The organism is Nocardiopsis gilva YIM 90087 (assembly GCF_002263495.1).
Lineage (GTDB): Bacteria > Actinomycetota > Actinomycetes > Streptosporangiales > Streptosporangiaceae > Nocardiopsis_C > Nocardiopsis_C gilva.
Genome location: NZ_CP022753.1, coordinates 4,908,460 through 4,929,176, shown reverse-complemented (window position 1 = coordinate 4,929,176; position 20,717 = coordinate 4,908,460). Strand labels below are relative to the sequence as shown.

The window sequence follows — 20,717 nt, the reverse complement described above, 5'->3', positions numbered from 1 at the left end:
CGACCCCATACCGCCGTCCGGTTCCCCTTGCATACGAGGAGATGTGCCGTGGCACAGCCACCGTCGCCGGCCGGGCGGGGAGACCAACCCCTGCCCCCTCAGCCGTCCCAGAACGGGGACCATCCTCTCTCGCACATGATGCGGGTGGAGGCCGCCGCCCCACCGCCTTCGGACTCCGGGTGGCGACGCTTCCTGCGCCGCATCGGCGTCCGCCGGAAGGCGCAGCCGTCCGCTTCGCCCACCCCGGTGTGCGGCCGGGCTACCCCTGCACCAGCCACCGTCCCCGTCCCACCCCGCCCCGGCAGCGGGCCGCAGCCCGTCCCGCCCTACGGCGCCCAGCCGCAGATGGCTCCCCCGCCCGCAGCCCCAGCCGCCGCAGTCGGCACCCGGCGCGGGCAGCACCCGCCGCGCCCACCCCTGCGGCCCCGCCGCAGGCAGCACCGCACGCGTCGCCCGCGTCGGCGGCCCCGCCCCCGAGACACCGCGTGAGGTGCCCGCCTCCGGCCCGGTGCCCGTACCGGACCGCGCTGACCTGCTGACCGGCACCCTGGCCGGTCTGGCCATGCGCGACCTCGCCCTGGTGGACTCGCTCATCGAGGTCGTGGAGGAGCTGGAGGACAGCAGTGAGGACCCCACGCTGCTCGACAAGCTCTTCAGGATCGACAACCTGGCCACCCGGATGCGCCGCAATGGCGAGAACCTGCTGGTCCTCGCCGGACAGGACTCCGGTGACACGTCCACCGAGCCGGTCCCCCTGCTCGATGTCGCACGCGCCGCGATCTCCGAGATCAGCGAGTACCAGCGCGTCCGCCTCGGGCACCTGCCCGACCTGTTCCTCTCCGGCGCCGCCGCCGACGACATCAGCCACCTCATCGCCGAGCTGATGGACAACGCGACGGAGAAGTCGCCCGACCACGCCCAGGTCGTCATCAGCGCCCAGGCGATGGGTGAGGACAAGCTGCTCATCACGGTCGAGGACGAGGGGATCGGTATCCCGCCTGATCGGCTGAAGGCGTACAACTCCCGGCTGCGCGGCGCGCCCGTCCTGGATGAGGAGGTCATCCGGCACATGGGCTTCTACGTCGTCAGCCGCATCGCGCATAGACACGGCCTGCAGGTGCAACTCGAAGGACGCGCCTTCCGCGGCATCAGTGCCCACGTTGTCGTGCCGCCCTCGCTGTTCGGAACCACCGGACCCCGTCCGGTCGAGCCGCCTATCGGCAGGTCCGCGCGTCCCGCCGTGCGACCGGTCACCTCCTCGATGTCGCTGGCGCCCTCCGACGGGTCCTTGCCACGCCGCCCAACACCATCCGTTACCGGTTCGGAAGCGCAGGAGAACAACCGCGCCATGGAGTCATCGGTGACCGCGGCCGGGCTGCCGCGCCGCAGCGCCCACAGGAACACCGCTCCTCTGCCGATGGCCGACCCGGAGACATCGGGGGACGGCACGGAGAACGGTGCGGCGAGCAACAGGAGCCACGCACCTGCCAGCAAGGCCGAGCGGATCCGGGCCGACCTGGAAGGCTTCATCGAAGGCCAGGAGGCCGCGGGCGCCGATTCCGACGAATAGCCATGGTCAGCGACCGCCCCGCTCCGGTTCCGCCAAGGGGGAATGAGGCGTTACCGGCGGTCGCCCCGGCCGCGGGAAGGTGGCCGGACCGTCCCCACACCCCCAGCAATCCCGCTATGGAAACCCACCGAGGATCTGGACGCACATGGACAACCGCTTGAGCGAAAACGCGGAGAATTTCACCTGGCTCATTTCCAACTTCGTCTCCGAAATGCCGGGTGGAGCATGCCGTGGTCGTCTCCTCCGATGGACTGCTGCTGACCGCCTCCGAGGGCTTTCCCGAGGAGCACGCCGAACAGCTCGCCGCCATCGCGAGCGGCATGCAGAGCCTGTCCGATGGCACGGCGCGGCTCTTCGGCAAGGGAACTTCGGAGCAGCTCATCCTCCGGATGGAGCACGGGCATCTGTTCGTGATGTCCATCAGCGACGGATCGACGCTGGCGGTCCTGACGTCGAGTAGCGCCGATATGAAAATCGTCGCCTATAAGATGGCGCTGCTCGTGGAGAGCGCGGGGCACGTCCTCACTCCCCAGCTGCGCTCCCAGCTGCGTGAGGTCATCACGCCGTGACCGTGCCGATCCTGCCGACTTCCGACCGGACCCGGCACCGGAATACGAAGAGGATGCCAGCACAATGAGCTTTCGCAGGAAGCGGGGCGCCAGGATCCGCCCCTACACCTTCACCGGCGGCAGGACAAGGTCGCGCCACCCCCTGATGGTGCAGACCCTTGTGTCGGTCTCCGATCCGGATGCTGCGGCCCCGTCGAATCTGCTGCCGGAGTCGCAGAACATCCACCGTTTGTGCCGGGAACCACGCTCGGTCGCCGAGATCGGCGCGGAGCTGCGGATCCCCATCGGCGTGGCCCAAGTCCTGATCAGTGACCTAGCGGACCAAGGGCACGTTTTCATCCACCCGACCATCACCGGACACAGTCCGTCGGAAAACCAAGTTCTGGAGAGGGCTCTCCGTGGACTCGAACGTCTCTTCCAATGACACTGCGGGCTCCGGCTCGCTGGTGTCCACCAAGATCGTCGTCGCCGGCGGGTTCGGCGCGGGCAAGACCACTCTCGTCGGCTCAGTCTCCGAGATTCCCCCGGTGACCACCGAGGCCGTGATGACCGAGGCCAGCATGGGCCACGACGATCTGACGGCCATCCCCGGCAAGACGACCACCACCGTCGCCATGGACTTCGGCCGCCTCACGCTCGAAGACGAGCTGATCATGTACCTGTTCGGCACGCCGGGCCAGGCGCGCTTCTGGTTCATGTGGGACGACATCGTGCGCGGGGCGGTCGGCGCGGTCGTCGTGGTCGACAGCCGCCGCCTGGCCGACTGCTTCGACGCGGTCGACTACTTCGAACGCAACCAGACGATCCCCTACATCATCGCGCTCAACCGGTTCGACGGCCAGCTCGACTACACCATCGAGCAGATCCGCGAGGCGCTGGAAATCGACCGCAGCGTCCCCATCGTCGACTTCGACGCGCGTGAACGCCGTGACTCCGGCCACGTGCTCCGCCGCCTGCTGGAGTACACGCTCCAGCGGCCCAAGGAGGCCGAACTGATCGCCTGATACGGCCGACAGAGTCGGGGGGCGGTCGCGCCCGCGAGCAAGGCGTCCATTACGGTGGGGCGCCGTGAAGACGTCGGTGCCAACCGGTCGGGGTCGTCGGACATCCGGGCATGGTGACACCGGCCCCGGTCGTGTCTCCCCTGACCCGTGGATGGTGCAATGCCCGCGAGAACCGCAGACGACGGACCCGGCCACCCGTCCGCAGCGCCCGGGGCTGCGGTCGTCCCCATCGGCGGCCCCGAAGGGTCGGACGCCCACCTGGTCTGCTTTCCGCACGCGGGCGGCTCGGAGATGACCTTCCTCCCCTGGCGGGCCAAGCTCACCGACCGGTACCGAATGTGGGTGGCCATCCGCCGTCCGAACGGCGGCCCCTCCGCCGCCGACCTGTGGACCGGCGTCGTCGCCACGTACGTGGCGGAGCTGGAGCGACTACCGGGCGAGCTCACGCTGTACGGCCACAGCATGGGCGCCCTGCTCGCCTATGAGACGGCCCGGGCCCTGCGAGCCGAGGGGCGTCCCGTGCGCCGTCTGGTCGTCAGCGGTCGGGAGGCACCGCACATCGGGCACCGGGTGGTGGTGCCGGACGACCCGGTGGAGCTGGCGCGGCGCGTCGCCGATCGCTACGGCGCGATCCCGGCCGAGCTGCTCGACGACCCCGAAACGCTCCGCGTCGTGGGGGAGGAGCTGATGCGCGACTACACGCTCTACGCCGCTTACCGCTGGCGGTCGGCAGCGCCGCTCGACATCCCGATCACCGCGTTCGCGGGGGCCGACGATCCCATGGTCACCGACGCGGGTGTCCATGAGTGGAAGCGGCACACCGCCGAGCGGTTCCACACGGCCACCCTCCCGGGTGGGCACTTCCCCGGCCCTGAGGGCCAGGAGACGATCCTCGCGGAACTCCGCGCGACCGCCACCTGAGCCGCTCACCCAAGCGGCCGGTTTCCTCCGCGCCCGTTCCGTTGATCTCGGAGATAGTGGGGTCTCAGCGTCGATTTTTCCCCCAATATCTCCGAGATCAACGGGTGGAGCGGAGACACCGTTGGGGGAACGTCGGTAGCGGGACTGAGGAAGGACACATGGCAGGGCAGCGGGCGTTGTGGATCGGGACCTACACCCCTGACTCGGATCCGGCCGGTGCGGGGGCGGGGATTCACCGGGTGTGGCTGGACCGCGCCACCGGGGCGCTCACTGATGGCGGTGTCGTGGCGCGGACAGCGGGGCCGTCGTTTCTGGCCGCCCACCCGAGAGGCGATCTGATCTACGCGGTGAACGAGTGCGCTGAGGGCGGCCTCAGCGGGTTCTCTGTCGGGACGGAGGGGGCACTCACCCACCTGGGCACCGTGGCGACCGGCGGAGCGTCGCCGTGTCACATCTCCGTTCATCCCTCAGGCCACCACGTCGTCGTGGCGAACTATGCCGACGGCAGCGGTGCCGTCCACGCCATCGGGGACGACGGCGCGCCGCGCGCCGCCTCCGTGCTGCTGAGGCACACGGGGAGCGGCCCGGAGGCAGCCCGCCAGGCCGGCCCGCACGCGCACCAGGTGTCTCTCGCTCCGGACGGACGGCACCTGCTGATCACCGATCTCGGCACGGACGAGCTGCGCTGCTACGAACTGGACGCGGTGGCGTCCGGTCGGCCGAGCGCTGCCGCGATCGCCGCCCGGCTCGCCCCGGGCAGCGGGCCGCGTCACGTCGCTGTCCACCCCAACGGCCACCTCTACGTGACCGGCGAGCTGGACTCCCGGATCCACATCCTGCGCTGGGAGAGTGCGACGGCGACTGCGGTGCCGGTGGGCGATGTCCCGGCCACCGATGCGGCGGGTACGACGGCCGGGAAGGGTGGTCGCAACTATCCGGCGGAGGCCGTGCTCGCTGCGGACGGCACCCGCCTGTACGTGTCCAATCGAGGAGCCGACACCATCGCCACCTTCGAGGTCGCGTCGGACGGCGCCTCTTTGCACCGCAGCGCGGAGACGCCCACGGGCGGCGCCTGGCCCCGGCACTTCGCGCTGGTCGACGGCGTGTTCCTGGTGAGCGCCAACCAGAACTCCGGTGACCTGACCGTGCTGCGCGTGGACCCTGACACCGGGGTTCCGCACACGACCGGCCACCGTCTGGCACTGCCCGATCCCGTGTGCGTGCTGCCCGCCTGACGCGTCCCTACAAGGTTTCGCCGGGAACACCGTCGCACCCCGACAACCTGTCCTGAAGTGGTCATAGGTGACAATCGATAACGAATGCCCCGACCTCCGGGGTCCATGTTCCGACCATGACCAGGACAGGAAGAGCCATGCCCGACGCCCCCGCCCCCCGCGTGCGGTACCGCGGCCTCACCGCGCGCGACATCGCCCTCATCGGCATGTTCGCCGCACTGCTCGCCGTGCTGAGCATGCCGTTCTCCATCCCCGTCGGGCCCGTGCCCATCACCCTGCAGACGCTCGGCGTCATGCTCGCCCCGAGCTTGCTCGGCGCCAAGCGCGGCACCCTCGCGATCCTCACCTTCCTGGCCCTCACGCTCGCCGGACTCCCGCTGCTGCCCTGCGGCCGCGGCGGTGTCGCACCCTTCCTCGGCCCCACGGGCGGCTACCTGCTCGGCTGGGTCGTCGGCGCGCTGGTGATCGGGCTGATCGCGCAGCGCATGATGCCCCGCTACCGCTTCTGGGCCGGTTTCGGCGCCAACATCATCGGCGGCATGGGCGTCATCTACCTCGTCGGCGTGCCGTGGACCGCCGTCGTCGTCGGTGACGGCCTGCTCGCCACGGCCTACGCCGCCGTCGTCTTCCTCCCGGGCGACCTGGTCAAGGCCGCGCTCGCCGCCGCGATCGCCACCGCCGTCTACCGCGCCTATCCCATTCCACCGGCGGGGACCAAGGTCACCGTCGAGGCCGACAACGGCGCCTGACCGCGGTACCCCACCCGTCCCCTAACCGCCCCCCGTCGTCCGGACACCATTCCGAGGAGCGCACAAGCCCATGCTGCAGCTGGAGAACGTGACACACGCCTACGACGGGCGCGTGGTGCTCCGCGATGTCTCCCTGCGGCTCACCGAGCGCCGGATCGGCCTGATCGGCGCGAACGGCTCGGGCAAGTCCACGCTCGCTCGGACGCTCAACGGGCTGATCGTGCCCGACTCCGGCCGCGTACTCGTGGATGGCCGCGACACCCGCAAACACGCCCGGGAGATCCGGCGGCGGGTGGGGTTCGTCTTCTCGGACGCCACGACCCAGATCCTCATGCCCACGGTCGCGGAGGACGTGGCGATCGGGCTGCGCGGCAGCGGACTGTCGGCGGCCGAGATCGACGCCCGGGTCGACGCCATCCTGGAACGACACGGCCTGGCCGGACACCGCGACCACCCGGCCCACCTGCTCTCCGGCGGCCAGAAGCAGATGCTGGCGCTGGCCTCGGTGCTGGTCACCGAACCGGAGTTCCTCGTCTGCGACGAACCCACCACGCTGCTGGACCTGCACAACGTCAAGGTCATCGAACGGACCCTGCGCGAACTCCCGCAGCGGATCATCCTGCTGACCCATCACCTGGACTCGCTCGCCGACTTCGACCGCGTCCTGGTGATGGACGACGGCCGGGTCGTCTTCGACGGAGAGCCGGGGGAGGCGGTCGCGCACTACACGGGATTGATGGAGCGGCGAGCCGACGAGCGAGCGGAGGCGTCGCCGCCGATGGCCGGAGGCCGGTTCGCGGGGGCGGTGGAGTCGAGTGAGGAGGGGAGCGCGATGGGGGCTTCTGTGCGGCGAGCCGACGAGCGAGGGGAGGCGTCGCCGCCGATGGCCGGAGGCCGGTTCGCGGGGCGGTGGAGTCGAGTGAGGAGGGGAGCGCGATGGGGCTTCTGTGCGGCGAGCCGACGAGCGAGCGGAGGCGTCGCCGCCGATGGCCGGAGGCCGGGTCGCGGGGGCGGTGGAGTCGAGTGAGGAGGGGAGCGCGATGGGGGCTTCTGTGCGGCGAGCCGGCGAGCGAGCGCCCCTGGAGTCCGGCCGGTGAACATCATCGGGCTCTATATCCCCGGCGACTCGCTGCTCCATCGCGTTCCGGCCGGGGCGAAGCTGCTCGTCCTGCTCGTGACGGTGACGGCGGTGATCGCCATCGGGAACCTGTGGGTCGCTCTCGGGTCCGCGCTTGTCGCCGCCCTGGCCTACCCGCTGGGCGGTCTCGCCCCGCGCTACGTCTGGCGGATGTTCCGCCCTGTTCTCCCCTTCCTGGTGCTCATCGCCGTGTTCCAGGGGATCGTGGGCGACTGGCCGACAGCGGCCCGCGTGTGCGCCCAGCTCACCACCGCGGTCCTGCTGGCCGCGCTCGTCACGCTCACCACCCGGGTGAGCGAGATGCTCGCCCTCTTCGAACGCCTGGCCCGCCCCCTGCGCTTCGCCGGTGTCCGCCCGGACCGGGTCGCCTTGGTCCTGGCCCTCACCATCCGGTCCATCCCCATGGTCGAGGCCGCCCTGCGGGCGTCCCGCGAGGCCTACGCGGCCCGTGGACTGCGCGGCCGCCCGCACCTCATCGTGGTGCCAGTGATCGTCGGCCTGATCCGCTCCGCCGAGGCGACCGGCGAGGCGATGGCAGCGCGCGGCCTGGACTGACGCATTGTCGGCGTCCCGCATAAGGGCGTGTCGTTCCCGCGCCTGCCGTGTTCGCGGCGCCAGGCTCGAAGTGTCACTCGCCAGTGGTGTGATTGAGCCACCACGCCGGGGCCCGTCTGCCATACACAGCACCGGTGGGCGGCGACGCGTCCGCGAGAGAGAAGAAGTGATGTGCCATGGACTGGAAGCTCGAAGTGGTGGTCGTCCCCGTCTCCGACGTGGACCGGGCCAAGCGGTTCTACAGCGAGGGGCTCGGCTGCGCCGTCGACGTCGATGAGCGGGTGACGGCGACCATGCGCGTCGTGCAGCTCACGCCCCCGGGATCGGGGTGCTCGGTCGCGATCGGCGAGGGCATGACCGACATGGCGCCCGGAACGATGAGCGGACTCCAGCTGTGCGTGGGCGACATCCACGCCGCCCGCGCCGAGCTGGTCTCCCGAGGCGTGGACGTCAGCCCGGTCCACCACTACGACACGACAACGGGCGAACTCCTCGACGGGCCAGGGGAGGAGTGGAACAGGTTCCTCTTCTTCACCGACCCCGACGGGAACAAGTGGACGGTGCAGGAGAGCCCCCACATCAAGCCCTGAGCCCCGGCCCACCCCCGATCTCGTCGGGGGTGGGCGTCGGGCCGCGTCGCTACGCCGTGCTTACGGGCAGGTCGACCAGCCGGGACAGCGCCAGCCGGTGGCGGTCGGCGGTGCCGAGGGCGATCGCGTCGCTCTTCGCCCGCTTCAGGTACAGGTGGGCCGGGTGCTCCCAGGTGAAGCCGATCCCTCCGTGCAGCTGGACCGCCTCCTCGGCCGCGGTCACCGCCACACGCGAGACGAACGCCTGGGCCACCGCGGCGCTCAGCTCGCCCTCGGCGTCGTCGGCCGCTCCCGCCACCGCGCTCGCGGCGTTCCGGACCACCGCCCGGGCCTGGGAGACCGACACCCACAGGTCGGCGATTCGGTGCTTGACCGCCTGGAACGACCCCACCGGGCGGCCGAACTGGGTCCGTGTCTTGACGTAGTCGACCGTCGCGTCCAGCGCCCACTGGGCCACGCCCAGCTGCTCGGACGCGAGCACGGCGGCACCGGTCACCAGAGCCGAGCGCAGCGCCCGCTCGGCCTCCGGACCCGAGGCCACGCACCGGGCCGGTACGCGGTCCAGACCGATGTCGGCCAGCGACCGTGTCAGGTCCAGCCCGACCAGCGGTGTCCGCCTCGTGTCGGTCGCCGCCACCAGGTACAGCCCGGGGCCGCTCCGGGAGAGGGCCGGGACCAGCAGGGCGTCGGCGGTCGCCGCGTCGGCCACTTTGGCGACCGTCCCCGTGAGCCCACCATCGTCCTCCCGTACCGCGTCCGGGAAGGCCGCTGCGGGCAGCGTCGCGAGCGGTACGGCGAGCGTGACGGTCGATTCGCCCGATGCCATCCGGCCGAGTGCCTCGGCCGCGGCGGGGGTGTCGCCGAGTTCCAGCAGCGCCGCGGTGGCCAGCACCGCGCTGCCGAGGAACGGCACCGGGGCGACCGCCCGGCCCAGCTCCTCGGCCACCACGGCCGCCTCCCGCCAGCTCGCACCGGCCCCGCCTTGGGCCTCGGGGATCGGCAGGCCGGCCACGCCGAGCCCGCACAGCTCCTTCCACAGTGCCGTGTCGGTGGGCTCGTCGCTCTCCACCCGCGCCAGGACATCCGAGGCGGGGCACTTGTCCGTCAGCAGTCCGCGGACGCTGTCCCGCAGCTCTTCCTCGACCTCGCTGTACAGCAGGTCGGTTTCGGTCGTGCTCACTTCGGCAGGTCCTTCCACGCGACGTCCTTGTCGACCCGGATCTCCCCGGGCAGGCCCAGGACCCGCTCGGCGATGATGTTGCGCAGGATCTCCGAGGTCCCGCCCTCGATCGAGTTGCCCCGGCTACGCAGGTAGCGGTATCCGGCGCCGCGCCCTGTCAGGTCCATCTTCTCCGGGCGGTGGAAGGTCCAGTCGTCGTAGGCGAGGCCCTCGGGGCCCAGCAGTTCCACCTCCAGGCCGGAGATCTCCTGGTTGAGCCGGGCGAAGGCGAGTTTGGCGGCGGAGCCTTCCGGTCCCGGCTGGCCGATCGCGAGCTGCTGGCGCAGCCTCTCCTGGGTCAGCCGTGCGGCCTCAGCCTCCACCCACAGCCGCATCAGCGCGTCGTGCAGGCCCGGCGTGCGCAGCTCCGGAGAGGAGCGCCAGACATCCGCGGCGAAACCGATGAGGCCGCCCTCGCGCGGCTCCGGCTTGCCCCCGATGGACACGCGTTCGTTCATCAGCGTGGTCTGTGCGACCCGCCAGCCCTCACCGACCCCGCCCAGCCGCTGGGAGTCGGGGATACGGACGTCGGTCAGGTAGACCTCGTTGAACGCGGCCTCGCCGGTCAACTGGCGCAGCGGACGCACCTCCACGCCCGGCGCCTGCATGTCGCAGATGAAGTAGGTCATGCCCCGGTGCTTGGGGACGTCGGGGTCCGTGCGGGTCACCAGGATCGCCCAGCGGGCGCGGTGCGCGTGCGAGGTCCACACCTTCTGTCCGTTGACCACCCACGCGTCGCCGTCGCGTACCGCGCGGGTACCCAGCGCGGCGAGGTCGGACCCGGCGCCGGGCTCGCTGAACAGCTGGCACCAGATCTCCTCACCGACGTACAGCGGCTTGAGGTAGCGGAGGCGCTGCTCGGGGGTGCCGAAGGCGACAATGGTCGGGGCGGCCATGCCCAGACCGATGACCAGCTTCCCGTAATCGACGGGTGCGGCGCCGAAGCGCTCGAACTCCTCGTCGACCACGGCCTGCAGGGCGCGCGGCGCGCCCAGGCCGCCCTCGCCCTCGGGGAAGTGGATCCACGCCAGCCCAGCGTCGAAGCGGGCGGCCAGGAACTCGGTGGGATCGGTGGTGGCGGGATCGTTCGCGGCGACGACGTCCGCGACCCGCTGCCGTAGTGCGGCGGCGTCGAGCGACGCCCCCGCGTGGGCCGTTGTCATGGCACCTCCGGTGGACGGTGTGGGAATGGTGAACGGAGGGGGTGTCGGGGACCCTGGGGGACTCGGCACGGCAGGTGGGCCGCCGTGCGGGCGGCGGCCCGGGGCGGCGGGCGGCGCGTCAGTCGAGGGCCCGCCCGCGACGTAGATGACCTGGCCGGACACGAAGCCGGACGCCTCGCTGGTGAGGAAAGAGACGGTGTTGGCGATGTCCTCCGGCTGGCCGACCCGGCGGACGGGGATGCCTTCGGCAGCGGCCTTCTTGAAGTCCTCGTAGTCCATGCCCACGCGTGCGGCGGTGGCCTTGGTCATGTCGGTGACGATGAAGCCGGGGGCGACGGCGTTGCAGGTGACGCCGAACTTGCCGAGCTCGATGGCGAGGGTCTTGGTGAAGCCCTGCAGCCCGGCCTTGGCCGTCGAGTAGTTGGCCTGGCCCCGGTTACCCTGCGCGGAGCTGCTGGAGAGGTTGACGATGCGGCCCCAGTTCTCGGCGACCATGTGCTGCTGGGCGGCGCGGGCCATCAGGAACGAGCCGCGCAGGTGCACGTTCATGACCGTGTCCCAGTCGTCCTCGGACATCTTGAACAGCAGGTTGTCGCGGAGCACGCCGGCGTTGTTCACCAGGATCGTGGGCGGGCCAAGGCGTTCGGCGACCTGGCCGACGGCGGCGGCCACCTGGTCGGCGTCGCTGACGTCGGCGCCGAGTCCGATGGCGGTGCCGCCATCGGCGGTGATCTCGTCGACGGTCCGCTGCGCGTCGGACTCCTTGAGGTCGATGACCGCGACGGAGCGTCCGTCGGCGGCCAGTCGGCGGGCGGTGGCCGCTCCGATGCCGCGGGCGGCACCGGTCACGATCGCGACGCGCGCTGCTTCTGACATGGTTCTACCTCCGATGGAGTGGTCCAGTGCGGGTTCCGCTGACGTGGCCCAGGGCACACTGCGGCCGATCCTATCCACTCCATACCGACCAGGTGGTATGTGGGTAGGGCGGTCGGCGTGGACCCAGGTAGACCAGGGGCGCGGGGGGAAGTTAGTCGGTGTCGAACTTCCAGCGCGTGGGCGAGCCGTCGAAGTCGTTCATGTCCAGCGCGAATACCCAGTGCGGACGCACGCGCACCGTCGAGCAGACCGCCGGGTCCAGAAAGCTCGCGGTGAAACGCGTCCGGTACTTGGCGTTGAACAGGACGGTGAGGTAGTCGAGCACGGCGTCCTCGGTGACGAACGCGGCGCGTCCCTCGACCACGACCGGGCGCCGCGCGTCGCAGGTGGCCACGGAGATCCGCGGGTCCAGGCGAAGGTTGCGCACCTTGCGCGACCGCCGAGCACTGCGGAACCAGAGCTCTTGGGCGTCCCAGACGCCCCAGACCGGCATCGTGTGCGGGCGGCCGTCCGGCCACACGCTGGACACCCAGTAGTCGTGGGACTCGCGCAGCCGCTCCTCGGCCCACGACCACGGCAGCAGACCACCGCCCGCGTCGGGACCCTGGACACCGTAGCCGGGCATGAACGGGCGGGCGGCGCGCGGCTCGGTCATCGTGACTCCCCGAGGTCGTCCCTGATGTCTCCAGGATCCCATTTCGGGCGTTGCCCGGCCAGGGGGCACGCGGTGGGGCGGCCAGGGTGGTGCGGGCACCACACGTCCGGTGGGGCGGGCTGGTCAATACGCACAGTCACGAAAATTCGGCTTCTGGCGGGGTATCGTTACGCCACGAGACCAGCCCGCGGGGCAAACGGGTATGAGAGAACCAGCGGGTGGCACCGGCGCGATATCTCCACCGGATGCTCACCCGTTCGCCATCGGGGAGTGGCCAGGGCCGGTGAGGATGGTGGAGAGTGCTCCGCCGGATCAGACCGAGAAAGGCCGTGGTATGCCGGGCATCAATGGTTCCAGTGGCCTCGCGCGGGCGCAGCGGCGCGGTGCCGGCGCCAGGACCGGATCGTCTCGGCGCCCGGTGATCGTCGTCGCGCATCGCGGTGCCTCGGCCTACGCACCGGAGAACACGCTGTCCGCGCTTCGGCTGGCCCGCATCCACCATGCCGACATGGCCGAAATCGACGTGCGGAGGACCGCCGACGGCCAGTTCGTCGTCATCCACGACCTCGACCTGCGCCGCACCACCAACGTCGCCGAGCTGTACCCCGACCGCCGGTCGTGGCGGGTCTCCGACTTCACCCTCGCCGAGATCCGCCGCCTCGACGCCGGTTCCTGGTTCGGCGACCGCTTCACTGGAGAACGCGTCCCGACGCTGACCGAGGCGCTGGACGCGATGCGGGCGGACGGCCTGGGCGCCCTGGTCGAGCTCAAGGTGCACCGCCGCGACCCCGAGATGTGCCGTGATCTGGCCATGTTCCTCCGGGCCGACCCGTACTGGCGCGCGGCGGGCGCCGATGGTCGGCTCATCCTGCAAAGCTTCGACTGGGTCACCCTGCGCCAGGTCGCCGAGGTCGTTCCGGGGGTGCACACGGCGGTTCTGGGCAAGACGTACGGCCGTTTCGGGCTTCGCCGGATCGCCCGCTACGCGCGCCAGATCAACCCGCATCATCTTCGGGTGACCGCTCCCTATGTCCGCCACGCCCACGCGCAGGGGCTGACCCTTTTCGGGTGGACTGTCAACAATGACCACGCGATCCGGCGGATGATCCGTGACGGTGTTGACGGGATTATCACCGATTATCCGGACCGCGTGGCCGGGTATCGAGCTCTCGCGGCCTGACGCGACCGTCGCGGATTCATTGGAGGATTGCCTGGTCCACGCCGTGTCCGGCGTTTCGTCGCGGCATCCGATGGCAAGTCTTCTTCACGAACTCTCAGCTTTTCCTGAACCCCTGGCGTGCTTGTCCTAGGATTCCTGCAAGAGGAGGATGCACGTGCATCTGGGCCTTGCGCATGCGTAGTCCTTCAAGGGTGCCGGTCATCGCGCAGTCCGGTACTGGTGGCGATCGAGACGAGTGCAAGGGGATCGCGGTGACCGGACAACCAGCCCAGGAATCGCTAGGGAGGACCGCCGGCGAGGAAATGGCGGCGGAGGTCGGTGACCCGAACGGGCCGTGGTGGGTGCCGATCCTGCGAAACGGCGTCCGCGGTCGGCTCGACGGCCGTTCCGACCGCCGCGGACTCGACATTCTTTGTTGGAGCTTGGTGGCGCAATCCGGAGCGCCCGCCATCGGCCGCGAGATCTGCGGCGGTGTGCTGCGCGAGTGGGGCATGGCGGGCCTCACCGGAGACGTGCAGCTGGTGGTATCCGAACTCATTACCAACGCTCTGCGGCACGGGTGCCGATGTTCGCCGGCCGCGGCGGTCGGCGCCTGCGGTGCCGACGTTCAGCTCGGCATGGTGCGCTGGGGAGGCGAACTCATCTGTGCTGTCCGGGATGAAAGCGATCGACTTCCGGCCCGGCGCGAGCCCGACTTCATGTTGGAGAGTGGCCGGGGCCTGCACCTCGTCGGGTCGTTCGCCCGACGCTGGGGTGTTCTGCCCACCTTTCCGAGCGGTAAGTATGTTTGGGCGCTGTTCGCCTGATACGCGTCCCATGAAACCGCTCCCGTCCCCCTGTCCCCCAAACGGGCGTCTGTCGCGTCCCATGTATAACCTGACACCTGTGTCACAGCCGGATCCCGGTGAAGTGTGGCAGTGTCAGCGATATCGTGTAACGACGATGTGCAGGGGCTTCAGGGCGTAAGCAAGGACCCCGGCAGTAAGGAAGGGGCCTGGCTTGGCGCCGACGGGTAGGAAGACGGCGGCCGCGGACATCGCTCGCCTCAAGAAGGGCAGCGGTCCGACGGTGCGGCGCATGCTGCTCGGATCGGAACTGCGCAAGTACCGAGAGGCGCGCGACATCTCTCGAGCGGCGGCGGGGCACCACATCCGGGGCTCGGAATCCAAGATCAGCCGGATGGAACTGGGCCGGGTCGGGTTCAAGGAGCGGGACGTCGAGGACCTGCTCAAGCTCTACGGGGTGACCGACAAGCAGGTCATCCGGACTCTGACCGACCTCGCCCGCGATACCAAGAAACCGGGATGGTGGCAGCACTACGGCGAGTCGCTGCCCAACTGGTTCCAGTCCTATGTCGGCCTGGAAGAGGCCGCCAGCCGGATCCGCGTGTATGAGGCGCAGTTCGTCCACGGTCTGCTGCAGACCGAAGAGTACGCCCGCGCCGTGGTCTCGTCCGGTGTGCTGACGCCCAGCCTGGAGGTCGAGCACCGCGTCGAGGTGCGCATGAAGCGGCAGCGCCACATCTACGAGGGGCCGGACGTGCGACTGTGGGCGATCCTCGACGAGGCCGCGCTCCGCCGTCCGGTCGGTCCCGCGGACATCATGCGAAGACAGCTCCAGACCCTGCTCGACGCCTGCGACCACCCGAACATCACGTTGCAGGTGATCCCGTTCGCGGCGGGCGCCGTCGCGGCCGAGGCGGGGTCCTTCACGATTCTGCGCTACCCCGACTTCGAGCTGTCGGACATCATCTACCTCGAACAGCTCACCGGCTCGATGTGCCTGGACCGACGGAGTGAGATCGACGCCTACACCATGGCGATGGAACGGCTGAGCGTGATCGCCGACCCGCCGTCCCAGACGCAGAGCCTGATCAAGGGCATGATCGACGATCTCTAGACACGGCGTTGGAGTTCCGGTCGCTTTCGACCGGGGCCGCTGACGTGTGCGCGGAAGGCGCACGGCAATCACGACAAAGGGGGAGGAGCCCCACCCCCCGACATCCGGTGGGAGCCCCTCCCTCGCGCCGTGACCGGTGCGGCGCGATCCGCTGATGCGCTGGTGTCAGCGCCTCAGCCCAGCAGGTTGTCGAAGTCACCGTCCTTGGCGCCCATGATCAGGGCGTCGATCTCGGCCTGGGTGTAGACCAGGGCCGGGCCCTCGGGGAAGTTGGAGTTGCGCATCGCGATCCGGCCATCGGTCAGCCGGGCCATCTCGACGCACGTGCCGCGAGAGTTGCTGCGCTGGCTCTTCTGCCAGGAGACGTTGGTGAGTTCGGACGCCTTGATGCCGTTGTAAGCAGTCACGGGGGTAGAAGCTCCTTCACTCTTGTATGTGCGACAGACGTGCGATGCCTGCGAATGCATTGGATTATGCACGTGCATTAGCACCGTACTTTGAACATGATAGCGAACGTGCACCCAGCGCGCCGGGCTCTTTCGCGGTTTGTAGGCGTGATGCAAGCGGGTGCAATTGCGCAGCTGAGATTGCACAAAACCGGCCCCGTCGCGGCGGCGACGGGGCCGGGGAAACGCCAGAGGCGGTGGGGGCTCAGGAGCAGCCGAGTCCCTTCGAAATCGCCTTCAGGTTGGCGCGCATGACCGACGGGTAATCGTCGCCCGGCGACTGGTCGGTGATGCCCTCGATGGGGTCGAGCACGGCAGTTTTCGCTCCCGTCTCGGAGGCGATGGTCTCGGCGACCGCGGGGCTCGCCAGGGTCTCGGTGAAGACCGTGGTGATCCCCTCGTCCTTCACCAGGTCGGAGATCTCGGCGATGCGGGCCGGGGATGGCTCGGTCTCGGGGTTGAGTCCGCTGATACCGACCTGGTGGAGATCGTAGCGGTGGGCCAGATAGCCGAACGCGCTGTGGTTGGTGAGCAGATCGCGGCTCGTGCACTCGGCGAGGCCGGTGGAGTACTCGTCGTCGATCGCGTCGAGCTCGGAGCCGACCTTCTCGGCGTTGGCCGTGTAGGTGTCGGCGTGGTCCGGGTCGACCTCGGCCAGCCGCTTGGCCAGGCCGGTGGCGGCCTCGGCCATCAACTGGGGGTCCTGCCACATGTGCGGGTCGGTGCCGCCGTGGTCGTGGCCGTCGCCCGACTCCTCGTCGTTGCCGTGCTCCTCGGCGTCCTCGCCCTCGTGGTCATGGCCCTTGTCCTCCCCGGCCGCAACCTCGGAGGGAAGGAGCTCGACCAGGTCGCCGACGTCCAACACGCGCTCACTGGGCTGCTGCTCCAGGGCGTCGTCGATCGCGGGTTGCAGGCCGTGGACGTAGAAGTTGACGTCCGCGTCGTTGATCTTGCGGATCTGGGGCGGGCTCAGCTCCAGGTCGTGCGGCTCGGCGCCGGGCTCGGTCAGGTTGGTGACCTCGACGCGATCGCCGCCAACCTGCGTGGCCAGCCACTCCAGCGGGTAGACGCCGGTGATCACACTGACCGCGCTTCCGTCTCCGTCGCTCCCGCTGTCGGACGCGGTGCCGCATCCGGCCGCGATCGCACTGATCGCAACACCCGCCGCGACGCGCGCGGCCACTCTCCCTGATCGCATGTCCTCTATGATGAGGAAAATGAAAATGATTGTCAATTTATCCGGGCGTAACGGACATCTCAGGCGGGGTAGCGGCATGCCCGGATCCCCCAGGCCGGACGACCGCGGGGCTCAGCTGATCTCGGCGAACCGCTCCACGTCGTTCGTCTTTCCGGCGACCACGATGACGTCGCCCTTCTGCGGGACGGTCTCGGCGGTCGCGTAGGTGAACTGCTCGCCGTGCCGCTTGATGCAGACCACGGTGATGCCGTGCTTGGAGCGGATCCCGGACTCCCCCAGCTTGAGCCCGATCAGCTCGCGCGGAGCGCGCGTCTTGCCGAGCGCGAAGTCCTCCTCCAGCTCCACGAAGTCCAGCATCCGCCCGGACACCAGGTGGGCCACGCGCTCACCCATGTCGTGCTCGGGCAGTACCACGTGGTGGGCGCCGATCTGCTGCAGGATGCGGCCGTGCCGGCGGCTGACCGCCTTGGCCCAGATGTGCGGCACACCCATGTCGACCAGGAGGGAGGTGGCCAGGATGCTCTCCTCCAGGTGGGTGCCGATCGCGACCACGGCCCGCGTGAACTCCTGCGCGCCGATCTGCCGCAGGGCCTCGTCGTCGGTGGCGTCGGCGACCACGGTGTGGGTCAGGGCGTCGGCGTAGGCCTGGACCAGCCGCGGACTGGAGTCCATGCCAAGGACCTCCCAGCCGTGTGCCACCAGTTCCAGGGCCAGGGAACTGCCGAACCGGCCCAGCCCGATGACGAGCACCCGTTTGTCATTGGTCTTGCTCCGCTGCACTTACTTTCTCCTCAAAGTCTTCTTAACCAATGATGGGCCGCGATTCGGCCAGGTCATAGCGGCGGGTCCGCTCGCGCAGCGCGAGCGCCGAGGCGAACGTGACGGGTCCGATCCGGCCGGCGATCATCAGCACGATCAGCAGCGTCTGTGCCGCCGGATGCAACTCGGGGGTGATTCCGGTGGACAGCCCGACCACCCCGGAAGCGGACACTACCTCGAACAGGACCTCGGTGAGCTGGAACGGCGTGGTGACGAGCAGGACAACGGTGGAGACGACCACCACGGTCATCGACAGGAACGTCAGGCTCAGCGCCTGGCGGATCGCCCCGCTGGACAGGCGCCGCCCGAAGACGTGCACCTGGGGGTGGCCGCGGACCTCCGTCCAGACCACCAGGAAGAGCACCGCGAGCGTGGCGACCTTGATGCCGCCGGCCGTCCCGGCGCTCCCGCCGCCGACGAACATCAGCATGATGACGACCAGCAGCGTGGACTGGTCCATGGCGCCGACGTCGGTGACGTTGAACCCGCCACTGCGCGGCATGATCCCGTGGAACGTGCCGTCGACCAGCTTGCCCTGCCAGCCCAGCGGGCCCAGCGTGGCGGGGTTGGTCCACTCCAGCGCGGTCACGATGACGGCCCCCGCGGCGAACAGGAGCACCGTGGTGACGATGGTGAGCTTGGCGTGCAGGGTCCAGGTGTGCGGTGTGCGGAACTGCCGTCGCAGCTCCAGGAGCACGGGGAAGCCCAGCCCGCCCAGGATGGTCGCGGCGGCGATGGGGAAGAGGATGAAGGGGTCGCCGGAGAAGCGGGTCAGGCTGTCGTCGTAGAGCGAGAGGCCCGCGTTGTTGAAGGCCGACACCGCGTGGAAGGCGCCGTGGTAGACGGCCCCGGCGGCGGAGACGTCCTGGGTGAACCACATCCGCGGGATGATGATCACGGCGACCACGCCCTCGCAGGTGAGGCTCGCGGCGACGATCCGGGTGACCATGCCGCGCACGTCGCCGACGCTGAGGCTGCGGGTCTCGGCCTGCGTGCTGAGCTGCATGCGCAGCCCGAACCGGCGGATCACCACCGCCCCCAGCATGGACGCCAGCACCATGATGCCGATACCGCCGATCTGGATCAGCACCATGACCACGAGCTGGCCGAACAGGGAGAGCTCCGACCCCAGGCCGATGACCGACAGCCCGCAGACAGCGAGCGCCGTGGTGGAGGTGAACACCGCCTCGACGACGGTGAGCCGCGCGCCGTCGGCGTGGGCGACGGGGAGCAGAAGCAGTCCGGCCCCGGTCAGGTCGACGATGACGAAGAGCGTCACGAAGATCCGGGCGGGGCGGCCCCAGGGTGCCCGGGGGATGTCCTGCGCGGCGTCCTCTCTCCGGAGTCGGGGGCGGAGGCGCGGAAGCATGCTGCCGAGGGTAGCCAGGGGGCTCATGCGCATGGTTGGTCCGCTATGTCGTCGTCAACGGTGATCAATGGTGATGCTGTCATGGGCGGGAGCGCTCGGCGCGCCACGGCGCGCCGAGCGCGGCGCCATGGCGTTATTGGGCGCTCTGGCCGTTGGGCTCCTTTGCCTCGGCGTGCTCCGGACCGATCTTGCGGTAGTGGGCATTGCGCGCCGAGAGCACGATGGAGGCCAGGACGGTGGCCGCGAGTGAGGCGAACAGCACGCCGCCCTTGGCGTCGCTCATCATCTGCGGGGCGCCGGGGAACGACAGCTCGCTGATGAGTAGGGAGACGGTGAACCCGATCCCGGCGAGCATCGACATGCCGATGATGTCGATCCAGCTCAGCGACGGGTTGAGTTCGGCGCTGGTGATCTTGGTGGTGACCCAGGCGCCGCCGGAGATGCCGATCAGCTTGCCCACGACCAGGCCGAGGACGACGCCGAGCGCGGCGGAGTCGGAGAACAGCGTGCCGAACCCGGTGAAGACGACACCGGCCGACATGAGCGCGAAGAAGGGCAGCACCAGGCTGGAGGACCAGGGGCGGATGATGTGCTCCACGCGCTCGCTGGGGGAGGTCGACTCGTGCGGCAGCGGCGTCGTGCGCATGAGCAGGCCCATGGCGACACCCGCGATGGTGGCGTGCACGCCGCTGGCGTGCATGAGCGCCCAGATCGCGACCGCGAGCGGGACGTAGATGAGCCAGTTCGGGAGGGGCGAGCGGTCCAGGGCGCGGGCGAGCCCGCGGCCGTTCTGCAGGTAGCCGAAGACGGCGAGCAGGGCGAAGGCGATCACCAGCGGCACGAACGAGATGTCGCTCGTGTAGAAGATGGCGATGACGACGATGGCGCCGAGGTCGTCGACGATGGCGAGCGTCAGCAGGAAGGTGCGCAGCGCCGGGGGGAGGTAGCGGCCCACCACCGCGAGGATCGCGACGGCGAAGGCGATGTCGGTGGCCATCGGGATGCCCCAGCCTTTGATCGCCGGGCCCTCGCCGATGTTGACGGCGACGTAGATCAGCGCCGGGACCACCATGCCGCAGACGGCCGCGACGATGGGCAGCATCGCGCGCCGGGGATTGCGCAGCTCGCCGTGGACGAACTCCTGCTTGAGCTCGTTGCCGACGATGAAGAAGAAGATCGCCAGGAGGGCGTCGGAGGCCCATGCCTCGACCGACAGGTGGAGATGGAGCGACTCGGGGCCGAAGGTGAAGGTGCGGATGGCCTCGTAGCCGTCGTGCAACGGGGAGTTGGCCAACAAGAGGGCGACGACCGCTCCCGCTATGAGCAGGAAACCGCTGACGACATCGGATCGAAGTAGATCGACGATTTGGCGGCGTTCGGTCATCCGCGCTCCCCCAGGCAGCAGTAGGGGCCGGTCCTTCCGGCCGATGTCCCGGCACGCTGCAGCGCGCCGGCGGAAATGAAGGGGGGCCTCGTCACAGGCTCACACGAGCCCGAGGGGAAACTATGCCACTCGCCTGGCCGATATGTCGATCTGTTACCTGTTCATGGCTGGTTGCGGA

19 protein-coding genes and 3 pseudogenes are annotated in these 20,717 nt (G+C 69.7%); 13 read left to right on the top strand and 9 right to left on the bottom strand.

All coding sequences use genetic code 11. From position 1 onward, the window contains the following. The first annotated feature begins 490 nt into the window (after positions 1 to 490). From CDO52_RS22005 to CDO52_RS21960, 10 genes and pseudogenes are all read left to right on the top strand, one after another. Positions 491 to 1,570, top strand: a complete 1,080-nt coding sequence (locus CDO52_RS22005; protein ID WP_094932657.1) for a sensor histidine kinase — start codon at positions 491 to 493, stop codon at positions 1,568 to 1,570. A 145-nt stretch (positions 1,571 to 1,715) separates the two neighbouring features. Beyond that, positions 1,716 to 2,139: pseudogene (locus CDO52_RS22000) on the top strand (roadblock/LC7 domain-containing protein). A 64-nt stretch (positions 2,140 to 2,203) separates the two neighbouring features. Further along, the gene (locus tag CDO52_RS21995) at positions 2,204 to 2,563 is read left to right on the top strand and encodes a DUF742 domain-containing protein (RefSeq protein WP_017620424.1); all 360 of its coding nucleotides are present in this window, start codon (positions 2,204 to 2,206) and stop codon (positions 2,561 to 2,563) included. A 22-nt stretch (positions 2,564 to 2,585) separates the two neighbouring features. Further along, on the top strand, positions 2,586 to 3,143 hold the full coding sequence (locus CDO52_RS21990; protein WP_017620425.1) for a GTP-binding protein: 558 nt from the start codon (positions 2,586 to 2,588) through the stop codon (positions 3,141 to 3,143). A 159-nt stretch (positions 3,144 to 3,302) separates the two neighbouring features. Next, positions 3,303 to 4,064, top strand: a complete 762-nt coding sequence (locus CDO52_RS21985) for a thioesterase II family protein (protein WP_017620426.1) — start codon at positions 3,303 to 3,305, stop codon at positions 4,062 to 4,064. Between the two features lie 158 nt (positions 4,065 to 4,222). Further along, positions 4,223 to 5,299 (top strand): lactonase family protein, encoded by a 1,077-nt coding sequence (locus tag CDO52_RS21980; protein ID WP_017620427.1) that lies wholly within the window; start codon positions 4,223 to 4,225, stop codon positions 5,297 to 5,299. Positions 5,300 to 5,436: 137 nt separating this feature from the next. Further along, positions 5,437 to 6,048 carry a biotin transporter BioY gene (locus CDO52_RS21975; protein WP_017620428.1) on the top strand — a complete coding sequence of 204 codons (612 nt, stop codon included), beginning with the start codon at positions 5,437 to 5,439 and terminating at the stop codon, positions 6,046 to 6,048. 70 nt (positions 6,049 to 6,118) lie between these two features. After that, positions 6,119 to 6,817, top strand: a pseudogene (locus CDO52_RS21970) (energy-coupling factor ABC transporter ATP-binding protein); the annotation flags it as partial. A gap of 324 nt (positions 6,818 to 7,141) precedes the next feature. Further along, complete coding sequence (locus CDO52_RS21965) at positions 7,142 to 7,741, top strand: energy-coupling factor transporter transmembrane component T family protein (RefSeq protein WP_017620430.1); 600 nt, start codon at positions 7,142 to 7,144, stop codon at positions 7,739 to 7,741. Positions 7,742 to 7,917: 176 nt separating this feature from the next. Beyond that, positions 7,918 to 8,331 (top strand): VOC family protein, encoded by a 414-nt coding sequence (locus CDO52_RS21960; RefSeq protein WP_017620431.1) that lies wholly within the window; start codon positions 7,918 to 7,920, stop codon positions 8,329 to 8,331. 49 nt (positions 8,332 to 8,380) lie between these two features. Here the strand turns inward: CDO52_RS21960 and CDO52_RS21955 are convergent, their stop codons facing one another. The 4 genes and pseudogenes from CDO52_RS21955 to CDO52_RS21945 all read right to left on the bottom strand — a co-directional run bounded on the left by CDO52_RS21955 (position 8,381) and on the right by CDO52_RS21945 (position 12,244). Continuing rightward, positions 8,381 to 9,511 (bottom strand): acyl-CoA dehydrogenase family protein, encoded by a 1,131-nt coding sequence (locus tag CDO52_RS21955; RefSeq protein WP_017620432.1) that lies wholly within the window; start codon positions 9,509 to 9,511, stop codon positions 8,381 to 8,383. After that, a complete protein-coding gene (locus tag CDO52_RS28295) occupies positions 9,508 to 10,713 on the bottom strand; it encodes an acyl-CoA dehydrogenase family protein (RefSeq protein ID WP_017620433.1) in 1,206 nt (401 codons plus the stop codon). Before CDO52_RS28295 ends, CDO52_RS21955 begins: the two co-directional genes overlap by 4 nt. A 126-nt stretch (positions 10,714 to 10,839) precedes the next feature. Further along, positions 10,840 to 11,589: pseudogene (fabG, locus tag CDO52_RS28290) on the bottom strand (3-oxoacyl-ACP reductase FabG); the annotation flags it as partial. Positions 11,590 to 11,740: 151 nt separating this feature from the next. Further along, positions 11,741 to 12,244: a pyridoxamine 5'-phosphate oxidase family protein gene (locus CDO52_RS21945; protein ID WP_017620435.1), complete on the bottom strand. Its 504-nt coding sequence runs from the start codon at positions 12,242 to 12,244 to the stop codon at positions 11,741 to 11,743. A 334-nt stretch (positions 12,245 to 12,578) separates the two neighbouring features. On the opposite strand from CDO52_RS21945, the gene CDO52_RS21940 reads away from it, so the two are divergent. The 3 genes from CDO52_RS21940 (at position 12,579) to CDO52_RS21930 (ending at position 15,323) form a co-directional block, all read left to right on the top strand. Beyond that, entirely contained in the window at positions 12,579 to 13,424 is an 846-nt protein-coding gene (locus tag CDO52_RS21940) for a glycerophosphodiester phosphodiesterase (protein ID WP_232524286.1), read from the top strand. Between the two features lie 251 nt (positions 13,425 to 13,675). After that, on the top strand, positions 13,676 to 14,230 hold the full coding sequence (locus CDO52_RS21935; RefSeq protein WP_232524285.1) for an ATP-binding protein: 555 nt from the start codon (positions 13,676 to 13,678) through the stop codon (positions 14,228 to 14,230). Positions 14,231 to 14,501: 271 nt separating this feature from the next. Further along, entirely contained in the window at positions 14,502 to 15,323 is an 822-nt protein-coding gene (locus CDO52_RS21930; protein ID WP_051060865.1) for a helix-turn-helix domain-containing protein, read from the top strand. 173 nt (positions 15,324 to 15,496) lie between these two features. Here CDO52_RS21930 and CDO52_RS21925 read toward each other — a convergent pair whose 3' ends face one another. The 5 genes from CDO52_RS21925 to nhaA all read right to left on the bottom strand — a co-directional run bounded on the left by CDO52_RS21925 (position 15,497) and on the right by nhaA (position 20,539). Beyond that, positions 15,497 to 15,730: a DUF397 domain-containing protein gene (locus CDO52_RS21925; protein WP_017620439.1), complete on the bottom strand. Its 234-nt coding sequence runs from the start codon at positions 15,728 to 15,730 to the stop codon at positions 15,497 to 15,499. A gap of 244 nt (positions 15,731 to 15,974) precedes the next feature. Then, the gene (locus tag CDO52_RS21920; protein WP_026126122.1) at positions 15,975 to 16,967 is read right to left on the bottom strand and encodes a metal ABC transporter substrate-binding protein; all 993 of its coding nucleotides are present in this window, start codon (positions 16,965 to 16,967) and stop codon (positions 15,975 to 15,977) included. 111 nt (positions 16,968 to 17,078) lie between these two features. Next, a complete protein-coding gene (locus CDO52_RS21915) occupies positions 17,079 to 17,747 on the bottom strand; it encodes a potassium channel family protein (protein ID WP_017620441.1) in 669 nt (222 codons plus the stop codon). 22 nt (positions 17,748 to 17,769) lie between these two features. Then, complete coding sequence (locus CDO52_RS21910; RefSeq protein ID WP_051060866.1) at positions 17,770 to 19,155, bottom strand: TrkH family potassium uptake protein; 1,386 nt, start codon at positions 19,153 to 19,155, stop codon at positions 17,770 to 17,772. Between the two features lie 133 nt (positions 19,156 to 19,288). Next, complete coding sequence (nhaA, locus tag CDO52_RS21905) at positions 19,289 to 20,539, bottom strand: Na+/H+ antiporter NhaA (RefSeq protein WP_017620443.1); 1,251 nt, start codon at positions 20,537 to 20,539, stop codon at positions 19,289 to 19,291. Positions 20,540 to 20,717 lie beyond the last annotated feature (178 nt).